At 40.0% G+C, this 16,511-nt stretch carries 18 protein-coding genes and 1 tRNA gene; 12 read left to right on the forward strand and 7 right to left on the reverse strand.

Translation table 11 applies throughout. The features are described from left to right. Positions 1-21 precede the first annotated feature (21 nt). Positions 22-576: a DJ-1 family glyoxalase III gene (locus TAO_RS00065; protein ID WP_096526056.1), complete on the reverse strand. Its 555-nt coding sequence runs from the start codon at positions 574-576 to the stop codon at positions 22-24. A gap of 92 nt (positions 577-668) precedes the next feature. On the opposite strand from TAO_RS00065, the gene TAO_RS00070 reads away from it, so the two are divergent. Next, entirely contained in the window at positions 669-1,202 is a 534-nt protein-coding gene (locus TAO_RS00070; protein WP_231910508.1) for a GrpB family protein, read from the forward strand. A gap of 197 nt (positions 1,203-1,399) precedes the next feature. On the opposite strand, the gene TAO_RS00075 is transcribed toward TAO_RS00070, so the two are convergent. Next, positions 1,400-2,713 carry a S41 family peptidase gene (locus TAO_RS00075; protein WP_096526057.1) on the reverse strand — a complete coding sequence of 438 codons (1,314 nt, stop codon included), beginning with the start codon at positions 2,711-2,713 and terminating at the stop codon, positions 1,400-1,402. A gap of 515 nt (positions 2,714-3,228) precedes the next feature. On the opposite strand from TAO_RS00075, the gene TAO_RS00080 reads away from it, so the two are divergent. The 5 genes from TAO_RS00080 to TAO_RS00100 are packed head-to-tail and all read left to right on the forward strand — an operon-like array spanning position 3,229 to position 6,535. After that, positions 3,229-3,813: a rhodanese-like domain-containing protein gene (locus tag TAO_RS00080; protein WP_231910509.1), complete on the forward strand. Its 585-nt coding sequence runs from the start codon at positions 3,229-3,231 to the stop codon at positions 3,811-3,813. After that, entirely contained in the window at positions 3,806-4,072 is a 267-nt protein-coding gene (gene grxC / locus TAO_RS00085; RefSeq protein ID WP_408607613.1) for a glutaredoxin 3, read from the forward strand. The genes TAO_RS00080 and grxC overlap by 8 nt, the downstream gene beginning before the upstream one ends. Positions 4,073-4,103: 31 nt before the next feature. Further along, entirely contained in the window at positions 4,104-4,586 is a 483-nt protein-coding gene (gene secB / locus TAO_RS00090) for a protein-export chaperone SecB (protein WP_096526058.1), read from the forward strand. A 24-nt stretch (positions 4,587-4,610) separates the two neighbouring features. After that, on the forward strand, positions 4,611-5,621 hold the full coding sequence (locus TAO_RS00095) for an NAD(P)H-dependent glycerol-3-phosphate dehydrogenase (protein ID WP_096526059.1): 1,011 nt from the start codon (positions 4,611-4,613) through the stop codon (positions 5,619-5,621). 8 nt (positions 5,622-5,629) lie between these two features. Further along, positions 5,630-6,535, forward strand: a complete 906-nt coding sequence (locus tag TAO_RS00100) for a hypothetical protein (protein ID WP_096526060.1) — start codon at positions 5,630-5,632, stop codon at positions 6,533-6,535. Positions 6,536-6,563: 28 nt separating this feature from the next. On the opposite strand, the gene TAO_RS00105 is transcribed toward TAO_RS00100, so the two are convergent. Genes TAO_RS00105 through folB form a run of 3 tightly spaced genes read right to left on the reverse strand, consistent with a single transcriptional unit; the run spans position 6,564 to position 8,654 of the window. After that, positions 6,564-7,751: a class I SAM-dependent methyltransferase gene (locus TAO_RS00105; RefSeq protein WP_096526061.1), complete on the reverse strand. Its 1,188-nt coding sequence runs from the start codon at positions 7,749-7,751 to the stop codon at positions 6,564-6,566. Between the two features lie 23 nt (positions 7,752-7,774). Beyond that, entirely contained in the window at positions 7,775-8,263 is a 489-nt protein-coding gene (folK, locus tag TAO_RS00110) for a 2-amino-4-hydroxy-6-hydroxymethyldihydropteridine diphosphokinase (protein ID WP_096526062.1), read from the reverse strand. A gap of 22 nt (positions 8,264-8,285) precedes the next feature. Beyond that, positions 8,286-8,654, reverse strand: a complete 369-nt coding sequence (gene folB / locus TAO_RS00115; protein ID WP_096526063.1) for a dihydroneopterin aldolase — start codon at positions 8,652-8,654, stop codon at positions 8,286-8,288. Positions 8,655-8,767: 113 nt separating this feature from the next. On the opposite strand from folB, the gene plsY reads away from it, so the two are divergent. Beyond that, positions 8,768-9,361, forward strand: a complete 594-nt coding sequence (gene plsY / locus TAO_RS00120; RefSeq protein WP_096527680.1) for a glycerol-3-phosphate 1-O-acyltransferase PlsY — start codon at positions 8,768-8,770, stop codon at positions 9,359-9,361. Here plsY and tsaD read toward each other — a convergent pair. Then, on the reverse strand, positions 9,358-10,365 hold the full coding sequence (gene tsaD, locus TAO_RS00125) for a tRNA (adenosine(37)-N6)-threonylcarbamoyltransferase complex transferase subunit TsaD (protein WP_096526064.1): 1,008 nt from the start codon (positions 10,363-10,365) through the stop codon (positions 9,358-9,360). The two genes, plsY and tsaD, sit on opposite strands and share 4 nt — an antisense overlap. Before the next feature lie 133 nt (positions 10,366-10,498). Between tsaD and rpsU the strand changes: the two genes are divergently transcribed. From rpsU to TAO_RS00150, 5 genes are all read left to right on the forward strand, one after another. Further along, the gene (gene rpsU, locus TAO_RS00130; RefSeq protein WP_096526065.1) at positions 10,499-10,714 is read left to right on the forward strand and encodes a 30S ribosomal protein S21; all 216 of its coding nucleotides are present in this window, start codon (positions 10,499-10,501) and stop codon (positions 10,712-10,714) included. 50 nt (positions 10,715-10,764) lie between these two features. Then, complete coding sequence (locus TAO_RS00135; protein WP_096526066.1) at positions 10,765-11,235, forward strand: GatB/YqeY domain-containing protein; 471 nt, start codon at positions 10,765-10,767, stop codon at positions 11,233-11,235. Between the two features lie 81 nt (positions 11,236-11,316). After that, on the forward strand, positions 11,317-13,056 hold the full coding sequence (dnaG, locus tag TAO_RS00140; protein ID WP_096526067.1) for a DNA primase: 1,740 nt from the start codon (positions 11,317-11,319) through the stop codon (positions 13,054-13,056). Positions 13,057-13,152: 96 nt separating this feature from the next. After that, complete coding sequence (rpoD, locus tag TAO_RS00145) at positions 13,153-14,955, forward strand: RNA polymerase sigma factor RpoD (RefSeq protein ID WP_096526068.1); 1,803 nt, start codon at positions 13,153-13,155, stop codon at positions 14,953-14,955. A gap of 15 nt (positions 14,956-14,970) precedes the next feature. Next, positions 14,971-15,046 (forward strand) — tRNA-Ile (locus tag TAO_RS00150). Positions 15,047-15,064: 18 nt separating this feature from the next. On the opposite strand, the gene TAO_RS00155 is transcribed toward TAO_RS00150, so the two are convergent. Next, on the reverse strand, positions 15,065-16,444 hold the full coding sequence (locus TAO_RS00155) for an amino acid permease (protein WP_096526069.1): 1,380 nt from the start codon (positions 16,442-16,444) through the stop codon (positions 15,065-15,067). Between the last annotated feature and the right edge of the window lie 67 nt (positions 16,445-16,511).

Here is a 16,511-nt window from a genome sequence, read left to right on the forward strand (position 1 = left end):
TTAAGTACTGTATAAGTTATTTTAGCTTGGGCGTTGTAGCTCATTTTCGACTTTATTGCGAACTTCTTTACCCATTAGAATCTCTATTAAGGTAAGTGCAAAATCCATTGCTGTTCCAGGCCCTTTTGAAGTCACCACACGGCCATCTACAACGACTGCTTCATCTCGTAGCGTTGTTGTAGGTAGGTTAAGTTTGTCAAGAAACCCTGGATAGCCGGTGGCATGTTTGCCCTCAAGCAGCCCTGCATTTGCAAGTATTGTAGGTGCCGCACAGATTGCAGCCGTAATATTCCCGCGTTCTGCAGTGCGCTTGAGTAGATCATGAATACGAGGATCTGAATTAAGATTATTGGCACCTAGTAAGCCACCAGGTAGCACCACCATATTAAATTCCTGCTGAGCCACTTTATCTAGGGATGTATCTGGAATTAAGCAAGTGCCACGGCTAGCAATAACGGGCTGATCATCAAGCCCAGCTGTAACTACATGGATACCGGAGCGTCGTAATAGATCAATTAGAGTTACCGCTTCAAGCTCCTCGCAGCCTTGAGCTAGGGGAATAAGAACATTAATCATAGGTATCCTCTTGGTAATTTTCATTGATTTTAATAGTTCTTTGTTTAACGGAATAGTGGCCATTAAGCTAAGAAATGGTAGGAGATAATATAATGATTAATCGTACAATGAATATTATTGTTACAGATTATAATAAAAATTGGCCCCAGATGTTTGAAGTGAAAGCAACAGTTATTAGAGATATATTAAAAGATGAGCTTGTTGAAATTCATCATATAGGTAGTACAGCAGTACCCAATTTAAAGGCTAAGTCAATTATCGACATTATGCTAATAGTTAAGGATATTGAAAAAGTTGATAATTTTAATCCAGTGATGATTGGAATAGGGTATGAGCCACTTGTAGAGTTTGGAATTAAAGGAAGAAGATATCTTCAAAAAGGTGGAGAAAATAGAACACACCAAATCTATATTTTTCAATATGATAATCAATCTGAAATAGAACGTCATCTTGTAGTTCGTGATTATCTTAAGCTGCACCATGAGGATGCAATTAAGTACGGAAAGTTAAAAGAACGACTTGCTCAAAAATTCCCTAAAGATATCGCAGGATATTGTGATGGTAAGAATGGTTTTGTACAAAATCTGGAACAAAGAGCAATTGAATGGAAACAGGAAAACAATTGAAACTAACTTTAGTTTTTCCCGCCAAAGATAGAGAGAAAAACTCTTAAACTAGCTATTTTAGTACCAGATCTAGCCCTATTAGGGTAGGAATAGGGACATATAACCTGCTTCCACTGACTAAAGAGACTTTCCTACCCTCTGGATTTACATCTCTCTCCTGAGTTTTTATTCTATTCTCTATGTTATAGAGGGTACTTTTAACGGGCTGCTAAAGCACTTAGTCCCTTTAATATGTTTAATGCCTCATATAAAGGGTAGTCCTGTGCGGCTAAAGAAGTTTTTTTATCTTGTTTTTTACCTTTGATTTTCCCTTGTTCTTCATTGCCATTTACAAGATGCCGAGAAAGATCGGATTCTCTAATAAAATCATTGGTATCAGAAAGGGAAGAGTCTGATATTTTTACGCTTTCAAGTTCAATATCTGGGGTAATGCCTTCCGCTTGGATAGATCGCCCAGAGGGGGTGTAATACCTAGCTGTGGTAAGTTTTAGCGCAGTATCCTCAGTGAGTGGTAAAATAGTCTGAACTGATCCTTTGCCGAAAGTCTGCGAACCTACTATGACTGCTCGATGGTGATCTTGAAGCGCGCCAGAGACGATCTCTGAAGCGGAGGCTGATCCTCCGTTAACTAAAACGACCATAGGCGCATTATTGAGAATATCTCCAGCGGTAGCTCGAAATTGCTGCTTTGATTCTGGCTCTCTTCCTTCTGTATAAACAACTAGTCCCTTCTCTAAAAAAGCATCTGATACTTCTACTGCAGCACTAAGGACTCCCCCTGGATTATTACGCAAATCTAAGATCAAGCCCTTGAGCTTTGTTTTGTTCTCCTTTTTAAGACCCTCGATAGCGATCTGCATATTAGATCCTGTTTCAGCTTGGAATTGGCTAATGCGGATATAGCCATAGCCTTCTTCTAAAATTCGGCTTTTAACACTTTTAACCTTAATAATGGATCGGGTAATAGTAAATTTAAGAGGCTTTGTTTCACTTTTACGAATAATAGTTAAAGTGATATCCGTACCTGGTTTTCCGCGCATTTTTTGCACAGCATCAGAAAGACTTAGATCTTTTATTGGCTCATCGTCAATACGGATAATAAGATCGCCCGCTTCAATGCCTGCTTTTTGAGCGGGCGTGTCGTCAATAGGAGCGACCACGCGGATAAACCCATCTTCCATGCCTACCTCTATCCCCAACCCACCAAACTCACCGGAGGTTCCAATACGTAATTCTTTGTAAGCTTGAGGATCTAGGTAAGCAGAGTGAGGATCTAGGCTGGCGAGCATGCCGCGAATAGAGCCGTCGATGAGTATTTTATCATCTACCGGTTCAACATAATTGCGTTTAATTTGCCCAAATATCTCTGAAAAGGCACGTAACTCTTCTAAAGGTAATGCCTCAGTCTTGCTCTCTGAGCGTTCAGCAAGGACTATTGATCCAAAAATAAGGCTTATGCCTGAGACAAGACCTAGGGTCATTGCCAATAAATAGCGTTTTGAGAAAAGCATGTATCGCTCCTACGAGAAGGCGCTTAATCCAGCAGATACGACAATATATTTTGGATGTCCAATTTTATATAGGATTCCCAAATTTTGAGAGTAAACATTCTATTAATAGTAAGCAGTAAAATCTATATATAAATATGATTAATATATCATTTTTATTTTCAAACTAGGCGGGTTTTACTGGCTAGGCTATACTAGCCGAGTTTCTTTGAAGAATACCTTGAAATAATTCCTTGTCCGTTGTTGATATTCATTGCTATTATATTTTTGATATTAAGCCCGCTCAACACTTGTAAGTGTGCCAAACAGTATTCAGTAGCAAGTATTGAATGTTTATACTTCCATCCATATGGAATGTTAAGTCTAAAAGCCTAGGTGATATGGCCTTATTAGAGTATATCCTAAAGCTTACACTAGCGTAGCTAAAATAACGAGATTTTTAATTATCTACACCCTAAAAAGATAAAGGGAATTTACTGATTATTATATTAGGATAGCTGAATCAGGATAACTATTAAATGAATATTAATATTAGCCGTATTTTTGAATTTCTCACTAATCATTGGATACTATCGACATTGCTTATAGGGGTTTTACTAGCTCTTGCTGTTGATCCATTATTGCGTCGGCTACGAGGGATTAGAAAAATATCCACAATTGAGACTACACGATTGATAAACCAAGAGAATGCTGTAGTTATAGATATTCGAGAGGAGAAAGAGTTCGATAAAGAACATATTTTGGATTCTATCAATATACCATTATCTCATTTTTCTAAGCGCTTAGAAAAATTGGATCAGTTTAAAGATCGCCCCTTAGTGATGGTGTGGGGAATAGGGCAAGGGATACTACCCGTTACAAGCCAGCTGAGTCGAAGAGGACATAAGGCTATTTATATGCTTCAAGGAGGAATGGAATCATGGCGAGAGGCAAATATGCCTTTATTTAGTAAAGCTAAAGCCAAAGAAGTGATTAAGCTTAACAAAGCTGAGACTCAGCCTTCTGATTTTAAAGAAGAAGATATTAAGCATTACTCTGAAACCAATAAAAAAATTATTCCTAGAAAAAGAGCTAAGGGTAGAAAAAGAGATAAGCGTGGATAAAACAGTACATGAAGTTGTAATGTATGCAACAGCACATTGTCCTTACTGTATTAGAGCACGAAGTTTATTAACTAGTAAGGGGATTGATTATACGGAGATACGCGTTGATCTTGAGCCTGAGCAGCGAGCAATAATGATAAATAAAAGTGGTCATCGTACTGTGCCTCAGATATTTATCAACGATCAGCCTATTGGTGGCTGTGATGATTTAATGATACTAGATCGGGAAGGAGATCTTGATAGGTTATTAGGCCTCTAGCATAAGTTTTTACGAGATATCGGGTGATATTATGACAGAAGATGGTATAGGATCGGAAGTTAATGGTAAAAATCAGCAACCTCAGTTTATTATTCAGAAGATCTACATTAAAGATCTCTCCTTTGAGACTCCTAATTCTCCCCATATCTTTACTAAAGAGTGGAAGCCTGAATTAAATCTCCAGCTTGGCAATGAAAGCCAGCACATCGCTGAAAATATATATAGCGTGATTTTATCGTTAACGGTAACAGCTAAACTAAATGATCAAGTAGCTTTTCTTACTGAAGTACAACAAGCGGGTATTTTTACACTTAGCGGTTATAGTAATAAGGATTTAGGTCCTTTGCTTGGTAGTTATTGCCCTACTATCTTATTTCCGTTTGCAAGGGAGGTGATAGCAGATTTAGTGACTAAAGGTGGTTTCCCTCCGTTATTATTAGCGCCGGTTAATTTTGATGCAATCTATGCTGAGCAACAACATTCATCAAATAAAGTAGCCGAGGTTCGGCATTGATATAAGTAATGCCGGTAATAGTGCATGCATACTAAATACCCAAAGACTCTAGTAATAGGTGGGGGGTCATGGGGTACGGCTTTAGCGGTTCTATTGGCTCGTAAGCAAGTTCCTACCTTGTTATGGGCACGGGATGATGTTCAAGTAGCCGCTATGGCTCAAGCTCGTTGTAATGAGCGTTATTTGCCGCAGATATCTTTTCCATCATCTTTGGATTTAGTTGCAGATTTAGATGATACCCTATCAGAAGTAGAGCAAGTTTTGGTAGTGGTCCCAAGCCGTGCTTTTCGGCCAATGATAGAGCGTTTAGCTGGGCGTCTACCTAATTATACCCCCTTAATCTGGGCAACTAAGGGTTTAGAGCCAAATACAGGGCGGTTATTACATGAAGTAGTGGCTGAAGTTCTAGGTACTGACTGGCCAATGGCTGTGATTTCAGGGCCTACTTTTGCCTATGAAGTTGCCATTGGGCTTCCTACAGCAATTACAATAACAGCTACTCAACCGGAGGTTTCTGCCCGTCTTGCTAGCTGTTTTCATGGGGATTCCTTTCGGGCTTACACAAGTGAAGATCTCATAGGTGTACAGATAGGTGGGGCCATAAAAAATATCTTTGCTATTGCAGCAGGTATTAGCGATGGCCTTGGATTTGGCGCTAATACTAGGGCGGCCTTAGTGACTCGTAGCCTTATGGAGCTGATTAGATTTGCCCTAGCAAATGGTGCTAGAAGAGAAACGTTAATGGGCTTATCAGGTTTAGGAGATTTAACGCTAACATGTACCGATAATCAATCTCGTAACCGTCGGCTTGGATTAGCTTTGGCTCAAGGAAAGCCGTTAGAGGAAGCGTTAGTATCTATTGGCCAAGCTGTAGAAGGCGTAGAAGCTGCTAAAATAATAATGAGAAAGGCAAGACAGCTGGGTATTGAGATGCCTATTGTAGAGCAAGTATATCAGGTACTGTACACTGGCCGATCGCCTAGACAGGCGGTTGAGGCGCTGCTTAGCCGAGAGCAGAAACCAGAGTATGTATAGGGTACTTTATGAAGTGTAATTATTACCATCAATACTTGTGGTTAAGATTATCTCTTTCTTTTATTTTATCTTTATCTTTAACAGCCTGTGATGGGAATAGCGAGGTAGTTAAGAAAGGGGCAAATGCTAGTAGTAATGAGGAGAATCGTGTTATTTGGGAAGAAGGCGAGCAATATGTGCGCTTTAATTCAAATGATAGAGTTGCTAACAATCAGCATCCCGCTGCTATTACTGAAAAAGATATGCGTGTTGTTTTGGAATCCCTTCTAGTTTCAGAACGGCAGTTTCTGAGTAAGAAATTATATCCAATTTTCTCTCCAGCTGAAATTCAAGTGCTTACGCCTGCTTTAGTTAAAGGTTTAGCAATGGCTCGGCCAGATCAAGATATTGCTTTTGTAACTATTGGCGTTCATCAGGGAGCTTTTGCTAAGGTACGAGAAGTTAATACAGGAAGAGTATTTTTTAAAAATGGTAGGCTTCAAATCATTTTTGGTATGCTCCATCAGGAGGTGCGCGATCTGGATCGTCAGACTGGCCAACCAGTTGATCGGCGACTATATCCCTTCGTAATAGGATCTCGTTTCTCTGAGGCTAGTTTCACCTCTACTATTGTCCCAGAAGAGGGTATAGCATTTTATTTAGATTCTGAAAATGGTCGAGAAAGGAAGGATTGGTTAATATTAAATGTTCCTGCTATTCTTGCCAGAACTAGTAATAGTAGTAATAGCTCTGATGAACAGATGATTAATTCGAGTCTTTTAGAAGAAATCCATCATAACAGGCAAGAGACTCAAAATCTCAAGAGAGATCTAGATGATCTCAAGGAGGTTATATTTGATTTGAAGGAGCGTTTATTAGAAATGCAACAAGAAAGCGGAAGGAGTAGTACTACGAAAGGTAGTCATAATCGCTAAAGACTCTTTGTAATCTTTAGTGATTTCTCTATAAGCTGGATCTTCGATCTCGCAGGCTGAAACCTAAAATAGGTTGCTCTATTTCTCGGGTTAAAGCAAGTGCTTTAAATAACTCTCCCATCTCGCTAGGTAAAATTAGGCGTTTAATTTGATTATTAATCTCTAAAGTATAATCGCTTACACATTTGATCTCAGATTCTGCAAATTTATCTAGCCCACAAGATAATAAAAAATCGGCTTGAGAACAGTAACCTGCTATTTTAAGGCCGTTAGTGTAGCCCGCTTCAGCGAGAGCGGTAAAGTTTACATGAGCGGTGATATCTTGTAATCCTGGCAGGATAAGCGGGTTAGAATGAGCACGGTGGCGATAATGGCACATGAGAGTTCCTTGCGCCCGTTCCCAATGGTAATACTCGTGCTGAGGAAAACCATAGTCAATAATAAGTAGCATCCCTTTTTGTAAACGGAGGGCGATTTCAGCTATCCAGCACTCCATTGCTAGATTTATTTCAGATTCGTAGTGAGTAACTGGGTTAATCAGTTTTCGTATTTCGGCGATTCGATTACTAAGTATGGGCTGGCTAAGAGGGCCTTTTCTCCATATGAACTTGCCTTTCTCATAGCTAACATAACGTTCCCAATTATGCTCACTTTCAAGTTGGATACAATGTACAGGCATGGCATCGCATACCTCATTGGCAATCACTACCCCCTGAATGTTATCTGGCAGCTGATCTAACCAGCTTATCATTGGAACAAGGTGAGGGATTTGTTGATAAAGCGTTTCTTGTTGCCGTTGACGTAAATCAGCACTGATCTCTAAAATAAGATACCGTGTGGGCAGACTGTTTTTACGTTCTAATTCACTTAAAAGATCAGCCGCCATCCGGCCGGAGCCGGCACCAAACTCTAGGATATCACCTGAACCAAGTAGGTTTAAGATTTGCTGGCATGGGTGGGAGAGACAACGGCTAAATAAAGAAGATAACTCAGGGGCAGTTATAAAATCGCCTAAAGATCCTAACTTATGTAAACCTGCCATGTAATAACCTAAGTTTGGCGTATAAAGTGCCAGCTCCATGAAAAGAGTGAAAGGGATTTGCCCGCCTGCTTGTTTAATTGTTTCTTGGATTACTTGTTGTAATTTTTGGCTATGAGCTAAAATTTCTGGATCGGGGTAAGGTAAGTTTTCATGGGGAGAGTAGAGGGGATTCATATAAGTCTATTCACAAGGATGATCTATAGCTGTAGATCAACGGGCCATAAACATTTTGAAGATGGATTGAAGGCAGCCCAGAGATCAGCGTAGGATTGACCTATAATAGGGTGGTGTAAGTGGGGAGCAATCTCAGCTAATGGCTGTAATACAAAAGCATAATTAAGGATATCAGCACGAGGTAATTGGAGTCCTAGTTGATCAATTACAACATTATCATATAGGAGTAAATCTAAATCGAGAGATCGAGAACTAAAGCGAAGAGTATTTCGTGTACGACCACACATTTGTTCAATCTTATGAAGCCCATGAATGATCGCCTGAGCTGATTCGTTCGTATCGAAACCCACTACTAGGTTATAGAAATTTTCACCTTGAAAGCCTACTGATTCACCTTCAAATACTCGTGAAATAGTCAAAGGGTCATAATACTGACGTAAGATATTCACTCCAGTACGAATATTGATTTCTCGATTAATATTGCTGCCTATACTGATATACGCACGAGCCATATCAATATCAATCGGTTATGTATTATAAACGTGAAAACTCTGGCCGAAACCGCTCAATAATGACTCCTACTCCTTGCGCTCCCCGTACAGCGCCTCCTTTGTCTACTTTGAGGCGTAGCCAAGAAACATCAAATTCATTGAGTACAATTTGAGCGATTTGTTCTGCTAGCGTTTCTATTAATAAAAATTCACTGTTGCTAACAAACTCTATCAGCCGTTTAGCCACGGCCTTATAATCACATGCATCTTGGATATTATCACTGCTGGCCGCTTTAGCTACATCAGTGGCCATTTCTAAATCTAAGTAAACTGTTTGTTTGATTCGACGTTCCCAATCATAGATTCCGATTACAGTATCAATACATAAATTGTTTAAATAGACAGTATCCATTGTATTTAGATAAATAACTATATATAGCAGATGTGATTAAATATCCATAAAATAAAGATTTTATGCCGAGATAATATTCTAATTACAATACAGAGTGTATGGCTGATCATAACATGTTGACAAATTTAATTCTGCTTGTTGCAAGCTATGCTATGGGATCTTTATCTAGTGCGATTATTGTTGCGCGGTTAGCTAACTTAGGAGACCTTAGATCTCAGGGATCAGGGAATCCTGGAGCTACTAATATACTACGTCTAGGTGGTAAGCGACTTGCCGCAATAGTTCTTCTTAGCGATGTTCTTAAAGGGTTTTTGCCTGTATGGTTAGCTTATAGATTGGAAGTAAATTCCTACGTTATTGCTGGATCAGGTTTATTTGCTTTTTGGGGTCATCTTTACCCAGTATTTTTTGAGTTTCGAGGAGGTAAAGGGGTGGCCACTGGTCTAGGAGTTTTACTGGGTTTATCTTGGCCACTTGCCTTAGTAGGGTTAACCGCGTGGTTGCTTGTATTTTGGCGCTGGCGAATTTCGTCTTTATCGGCGCTTAGCGCAGCTATATGTATTTTTCTCTCTTCTTGGATATTGCTATCATCACCAGCGATTAGGGAGGCAGCTATTATTATGGTATTATTTTCACTGTGGAGGCATCGAAGTAATGTTCGTCGGCTACTCAGTGGCCAAGAAAATCATTTAAGCAGATCGGATTAAAGCTGAGAGAGACTACTAAGAGGCCATCGAGGTTGAACATTAAATCTAGAATCAGCTCGATCTCCAGCCATAAGACGTTGGCAACCTGCAAAAGCTATCATTGCTCCATTATCAGTACAAAAAGATAATCGTGGATAATAAATTTGAACGTTTTCCTGTACTCCCATAATTTTAAGCTGCGCTCTGAGCGCAAGATTAGCGCTAACTCCCCCAGCAATAACGAGACGATTGAGGTTTGTTTGTTGTAAAGCACGGCGACATTTAGCTACTAGGGTATCGACCACGGCATCTTGGAAAGCACAGGCTATATCGGCAGCAGCTTCTAGTCCATGTTCTCGTAAAGTATTTGCCGTGTAAGTTTTTAAGCCACTAAAGCTAAAATTTAACCCAGGTCGATTAAGCATTGGGCGTGGAAAACAAAAGCGTTTGGGATCTCCTTGCTCGGCAAACTTCGCTAGAGCAGCCCCCCCTGGGTATCCTAATCCAAGTAGTTTTGCTGTTTTATCAAAGGCTTCTCCAACGGCATCATCTAGAGATTCTCCGAGCACGCAATAAGCACCTATGCGTTTTGCTGCCACTAGCATGGTATGGCCGCCTGAGACAAGAAGAGCGCAGAATGGAAAAATAGGAGGCGAAGATTCTAGTAAAGGAGAGAGTAAATGCCCCTCCATATGATGAATAGCAACTGCAGGTTTATTCCAAGCCCAAGCAAGACTGTGGCCAACAGCGGCTCCCACTAAGAGCGCTCCAGCTAATCCTGGTCCTCCAGTATAAGCTATACCATCAATATCCGTTTTGCTAAGGTTAGCATAGGCTAGAGACTCCCGAATTAAAGGTAGTAGTTTACGGATATGATCTCGAGAGGCTAGCTCTGGAACAATACCCCCATAGTCAGCATGGAGTTTTACTTGACTGTGAAGCGTATTAGCTAACAGTCCTTGATCGCTATCGAAGACAGCGACTCCTGTTTCATCGCAAGATGTTTCTATTCCAAGTACACGCATAAGTTTATAAAAATTATCTATGATTTATTAGCAATCTTTCTTTGCTTTTTTGGTTTGTAATCCGTAAAATTTTAAGGTTTTAGCTTATGAATAAATATTTTTCTATGTCAACTAAACTCAATAAGGAGATTATATGCCAAGCGTTCGGATAAAAGAGAATGAGCCTTTTGATGTTGCTATCCGCAGGTTTAAGCGGATTTGTGAGAAGGCTGGGGTTTTATCAGAGGTTCGTCGTCGAGAGTACTATGAAAAACCTACTTCAGTCCGTAAACGTAAAGCGGCAGCCGCAGTTAAACGCTCTATGAAGAAAGTAGAGCGGGAGCGCGCACGGCATATTCGACTGTATTAAGCTTAGCATATTAGGCTCATGATCTAGTAGTATCATTTAGTGAGAGTTTTATGGTAGCAGAAGTAAGTTTACTTAAAGTGCGTTTGCAGGAAAATGTAAAGAATGCTATGCGAGTTAAGGATAAGGCTCAATTAGGAACTTTAAGGATGATTATGGCTGCTCTTAAGCAAGTTGAGGTTGATACTCGGGAATCTCTGAATGATGCGCAAATTATCATATTATTAGATAAAATGCTTAAACAGCGGCGTGAAGCTTGGGAGCAATTCAAAGCTGCAGGTAGGGAGGATCTGGCTGAGAAAGAATATTTTGAGCAACAAATCATTCAAAATTATATGCCAGATCCACTGAGTAAAGATGAAATAGAGCAGCTTATTGATGAAGCAGTAGAGCAATTTCATGCAGTCTCTATAAAGGATATGGGTAAAATCATGAGTGCGCTTAAGCCGCGCATCCAAGGTCGTGCTGATATGATAGTAGTCAGCGCGCAAATTAAGGTACGACTTGCAGGATTATCTAGCTAATTCCATACTTTATAAAGTTTTGTTATTTTTTATATAGAAGCTACGTGATCTTGCCTTATTTTGTGTAGATGCTTAAGGTCTATGGGGGAGAAAATCCCGCAAGCGTTTATTGATGATCTAATAGCACGTACGGACATAGTAGAGTTGATTAATTCTCGTATTTCCTTGCGTAAAGCAGGCCGCCAGTACGTTGCATGTTGCCCTTTTCATAGCGAAAAAACCCCATCCTTTACTGTTAGTTTGCAAAAACAATTTTATTATTGTTTTGGCTGTGGGGTTCATGGAACGGCAATTAGTTTTCTAATGGCATTTGATCATCTTAATTTTGTTGAGGCAATAGAGGAGCTAGCACAGCAAGCGGGGATGGTTGTTCCTCGAGAATCTAATCAGCTTCCTGATACTTCTCATCGGAAGTTATATGAGGTATTATCCTTTGCTGCTGATTTTTATCATCAGCAGCTAAAAGTTAATGTTAACCAGAATCAGGGGCGAATTAAGGCTTATTTACGGGAAAGAGGATTAAGTCGTTCTATTGTTGCAGAGTTTAAGCTAGGTTTTGCTCCTTCTCGCTGGGATATTTTACTGTCCAATACTCAGTTATCATTAAGACCTTATCTTAAAGAGGCAGGTTTAGTAATCGATAGGGATAGCGGTCATTGTTATGATCGTTTTCGAGGTCGTCTGATATTTCCTATCCATGATTATCGTGGGCAAGTGATTGGTTTTGGCGGTCGTCTTTTAGGAGGTGAGGGATCTCCAAAATATCTTAATTCACCTGAGACATCGCTTTTTCATAAAAGGCGAGAACTCTATGGTTTATATCAAGTACGAAAATCTATTCGCAATTATGAAAAGATATTGGTTGTAGAAGGGTATATGGATGTGCTGTCTTTAGCTCAACATAAGATACGTTATGTGGTAGCTACGTTAGGAACAGCAACTACTTCAGAGCAGCTAACTCGTTTATTTCAAATGACCTCGCAGGTCATATTTTGTTTTGATGGAGATCGAGCAGGTCAAGAAGCAGCTTGGCGAGCGTTAGAAACTGCACTACCTTTATTAAAGCAAGGACGGCAAGTGCAGTTCATGTTTTTACCTACAGGAGAGGATCCGGATACATTAATACGTGCTGAAGGTCAAGTGGCTTTTGAATCTCGTTTAGAGAAAGCAGTACCGTTATCAGAAGTCTTATTAAATGGTTTGCAACGAAAAGTAAAACTCGACAATATAGATGGACGAGTGCATCTAATAGAATTGGCTCGGCCTTTTATAGCTAAAATTCCATCGGGAGTTTATCAGGATATGTTGTTTTCACGTCTTGCAGAAATAGCCCAAATTGGACAAGTAAGCCTTGCTCGTTATTTAAGGAAAAGCGAAATACCTCGTCAACAATTGAATTGTGCTATAGATATGGATTCTCCAGTACAGAAAATGATTGCTATTTTACTCCAACATCCTAATTTAATTCATATAATAGAGGATAGTTTTTCGCTCCAAGGACTAAAGGGGGTAGAGTTACAGCTATTACAAAGTTTAATTACGTTGCTGCGAAGTAATCCATATTTAAATACGGCCTCTCTACTTGAGCACTGGAAAGAATCAAAGATGGGTCAGCAATTAAGACAACTAGCGATTCGAGAATTGTTTTTAACTGATAACGATATGATTTTAGAATTAAAAGCTGCTATAGCTTGTTTACAAGCACAGGCAGCGGATGATCGGATGGAAGTACTCTCCAACCGACCTGTTTTGACTGCTGAAGAACAACAAGAGCTACTTATTTTATTAGCAGCTAAGCAGTCAAATAAGCATATTTTATAATACTATAATATAATTGTTTTTATAGATAAATAAAGTACAGTCAGAAAATTTTACTTCAGCAGCTAGCTTAGTTAATTTTAATATAATATTGAGTATATGGAACAAGATCGCCAGTCGCAGTTGAAGCTTTTAATTGCCAAAGGAAAAGATAGAGGGTATTTATCCTATAGCGAGGTTAACGATCATTTACCTGATGATGTAGTCGATCCTGATCAGATCGAAGATATTATTACTATGTTTAATGATATGGGTATTTCTGTGCATGAAGATATACCGGAGGCAGACTCTTTAGCGATCATGGATGCAGAGATTACCGATGATGAGGTAGCTGAAGAGGCGGCTGCTGCTCTTGCTTCTGTCGATGGAGAATTTTCCCGGACTTCTGATCCAGTACGCATGTATATGCGAGAGATGGGGAGTGTTGAGCTTTTAACCCGCGAAGGAGAGATTCACATTGCTAGAAGAATTGAAGAGGGTATGCACCAAGTATATCATGCCATTTCTCGGTTCCCTGATAGCGCGGCTAAGCTATTACAGCAATATAAAAGAGTAGAAGCAGGCGAAATTCGTTTGGCAGATATAGTTTCTGGTTTTTATGATTTAAAGGAAACGGATATCCATCTTAGAGAGGCTGAAGATACAATTGACTCTGCTGATATTGGTGAATCAGAAGAAAATGACAATAGCCCAGATCCATATAAAGCTAAGGAGCAATTTACTCAGCTAAAAGCACTATATGATCAGCGGTTAAGAATTATTTCTCAGGGTGATAATAAAGCATTCGCTGATGTATCAGAAGCAATGAGCGAGTGCTTCCTACAAATTAGGCTTACACCTCGGATGTTTCAGCAGCTAATAGAGGATCTACGTATGGTAGTAGCAAAAATTCGTGGATTTGAGCGTACTATCATGCACATTGTGGTAAATGAAGCTCATATGCCACGACAGGATTTTTTATCCTCGTTTCATAGGCAAGAAACGAATCTGAGCTGGGTGGAGAAACATATCCGAGCTAAAAAGCATTATTCCTCTGTACTTAGGAAGCAAAGTGCTGTTATTCTAGGAATTCAAGGGAAATTAATTGCCTTAGAGCGAGCGACTAGCATGAGTATTGCTGAGATTAAGGAAGCTAATCGCTCTTTATCTATTGGCGAGGCGCGGGCTAGACGAGCTAAAAAAGAGATGGTTGAAGCTAATTTACGTCTAGTGATTTCAATTGCTAAAAAATATACTAATCGTGGCCTTCAGTTCTTGGACTTAATTCAGGAAGGTAATATTGGTCTTATGAAAGCCGTTGACAAGTTTGAATATCGCCGTGGTTATAAATTCTCTACCTATGCTACTTGGTGGATACGGCAAGCTATTACTCGCTCAATTGCTGATCAGGCACGGACTATTCGTATTCCAGTTCACATGATTGAGACTATTAATAAACTCAGCCGGATTTCACGTCAAATGCTTCAGGAAATGGGTAGGGAGCCAACACCCGATGAGCTTGCTGAGCGAGTAGGCATGCCGAAAGATAAGGTAAGAAAGGTTCTCAAGATTGCTAAAGAACCAATCTCAATGGAAACACCTATAGGTGATGATGAAGATTCTCACCTAGGAGATTTTGTTGTAGACTCAGACGTGATATCCCCTCCTGATTCAGCGATTTTTGCAGGGCTGAAGGAGACTACTCAGCAAATACTAGCGAGTCTAACTACTCGTGAGGCTAAAGTATTACGGATGCGTTTTGGTATTGATATGAACACAGATCATACCTTAGAGGAGGTTGGTAAACAATTTGATGTTACGCGGGAACGGATTCGCCAAATTGAGGCTAAAGCCTTGCGTAAGTTGAGGCATCCATCCCGTTCGGAGCAATTGCGTAGCTTCTTGGATGCAGATAGCAGTTAGTTAAAGGCTAAATTTGGGCCTATAGCTCAGTTGGTAGAGCAGGGGACTCATAATCCCTTGGTCGTAGGTTCAAGTCCTACTGGGCCCACCATATACTTAGTTTCTTATTTTATCTAGGATTAGAGAGCTTGCTGTGATGATATGAGTAAGTGAAATAGATAACTAATCCTATTATTAACCATATTGAAAATCGAATCCAAGTGGCTCCGCTTAATTGAATTACTAAATATCCACAGGAGAGTATACCTAATAACGGGATACCAGGACTAAACGGAGTTTTAAATGGCCGTTGTAAATCCGGTTTGGTATAACGCAGTATTGCGACTCCGGCGCAGACTACTGTAAAGGCACCTAATGTACCGATATTAGTAAGTTCAACAATTTCATTGAGAGGAGTTAAGCCAGCAATACTTGCCATCACTAATCCAGTAAGTAAAATCACTCGTACTGGACTACTAGTCTTTTTATTTATATAAGAAAAAAATGGAGGTAGAAGGCCATCTCGTGAAATAGCAAAGATAATCCGGGTGAGGCCAAAATATAACACCAGTATGACAGTAGTTAAGCCTACAATAGCACCGATGGCAATCACACCAGAAGCCCATTTTACTCCTATGCGTAGTAAAGAATCAGAAACGGGTGAAGGTACATCTAGGGAGGAGTAGGGAACAATGCCCGTTAATAGAGTGGCAACTAGCATGTAAAATAAGGTGCAAATAGCAAGGGAGCCAAGAATGCCAATAGGTAGATCTTTTTGTGGATTTTGGGTTTCTTCCGCCGCTGTAGATACCGCATCAAAACCTATATAGGCGAAAAAAATACTAGCAGCCCCTGTCATAACTCCTTCCCAGCCAAAGGGCATAAAGGGTGTCCAGTAACTAGTATTAACATGGAACAAGGCAATGCTAATAAACAGTAATATAGCTGCAATCTTTACTAATACCATTATAGCATTGAGTTTAGCAGTTACTTTAGCTCCGGTTGCGAGTAGGGTACCTAATACAAGAATAATTAGCATTGCGGGTAGGTTAATCCAGCCCCCATGAGAAGGTGCTTTAATCAGCATTTCAGGAAGATGAATCCCTATAGCTGCTAGGCTGTTATTGATATAGCCTGACCAACCAACAGACACAGCTGCGATGGCAACTGAATATTCTAAAATCAGCATCCAGCCAATCATCCAAGCAACAAATTCCCCTAATCCAGCATAACTATATCCATAGGCGCTACCTGCGCCGCCGATAGAGGTAGCAAGCTCCGCATAGGATAACGCAGCAAAGGTAACTGCTATTCCTGCAACTACAAAGGAGAGGACAACTGCAGGTCCGGCATAATTTGCTGCAGCAATGCCCGTAAGTACAAAAATACCAGCTCCAATAATGGCACCAACACCCAGAAAAACCAAATCGACAGATCCTAATACTCTTTTTAAATCGGTATTTATAGCAGTACTATCGATTTCGATAGGCTTGGTTCGAAACAATTTCATTTTGATTTAGAGCTTTTTAGAATTAATCTTAGGTAGTAGCTGAGAAGCTAGGTTTATTAGTTTGATA

The sequence above is a fragment of the Candidatus Nitrosoglobus terrae genome (assembly GCF_002356115.1).
In the GTDB taxonomy this organism is placed as follows: Bacteria; Pseudomonadota; Gammaproteobacteria; order Nitrosococcales; family Nitrosococcaceae; genus Nitrosoglobus; species Nitrosoglobus terrae.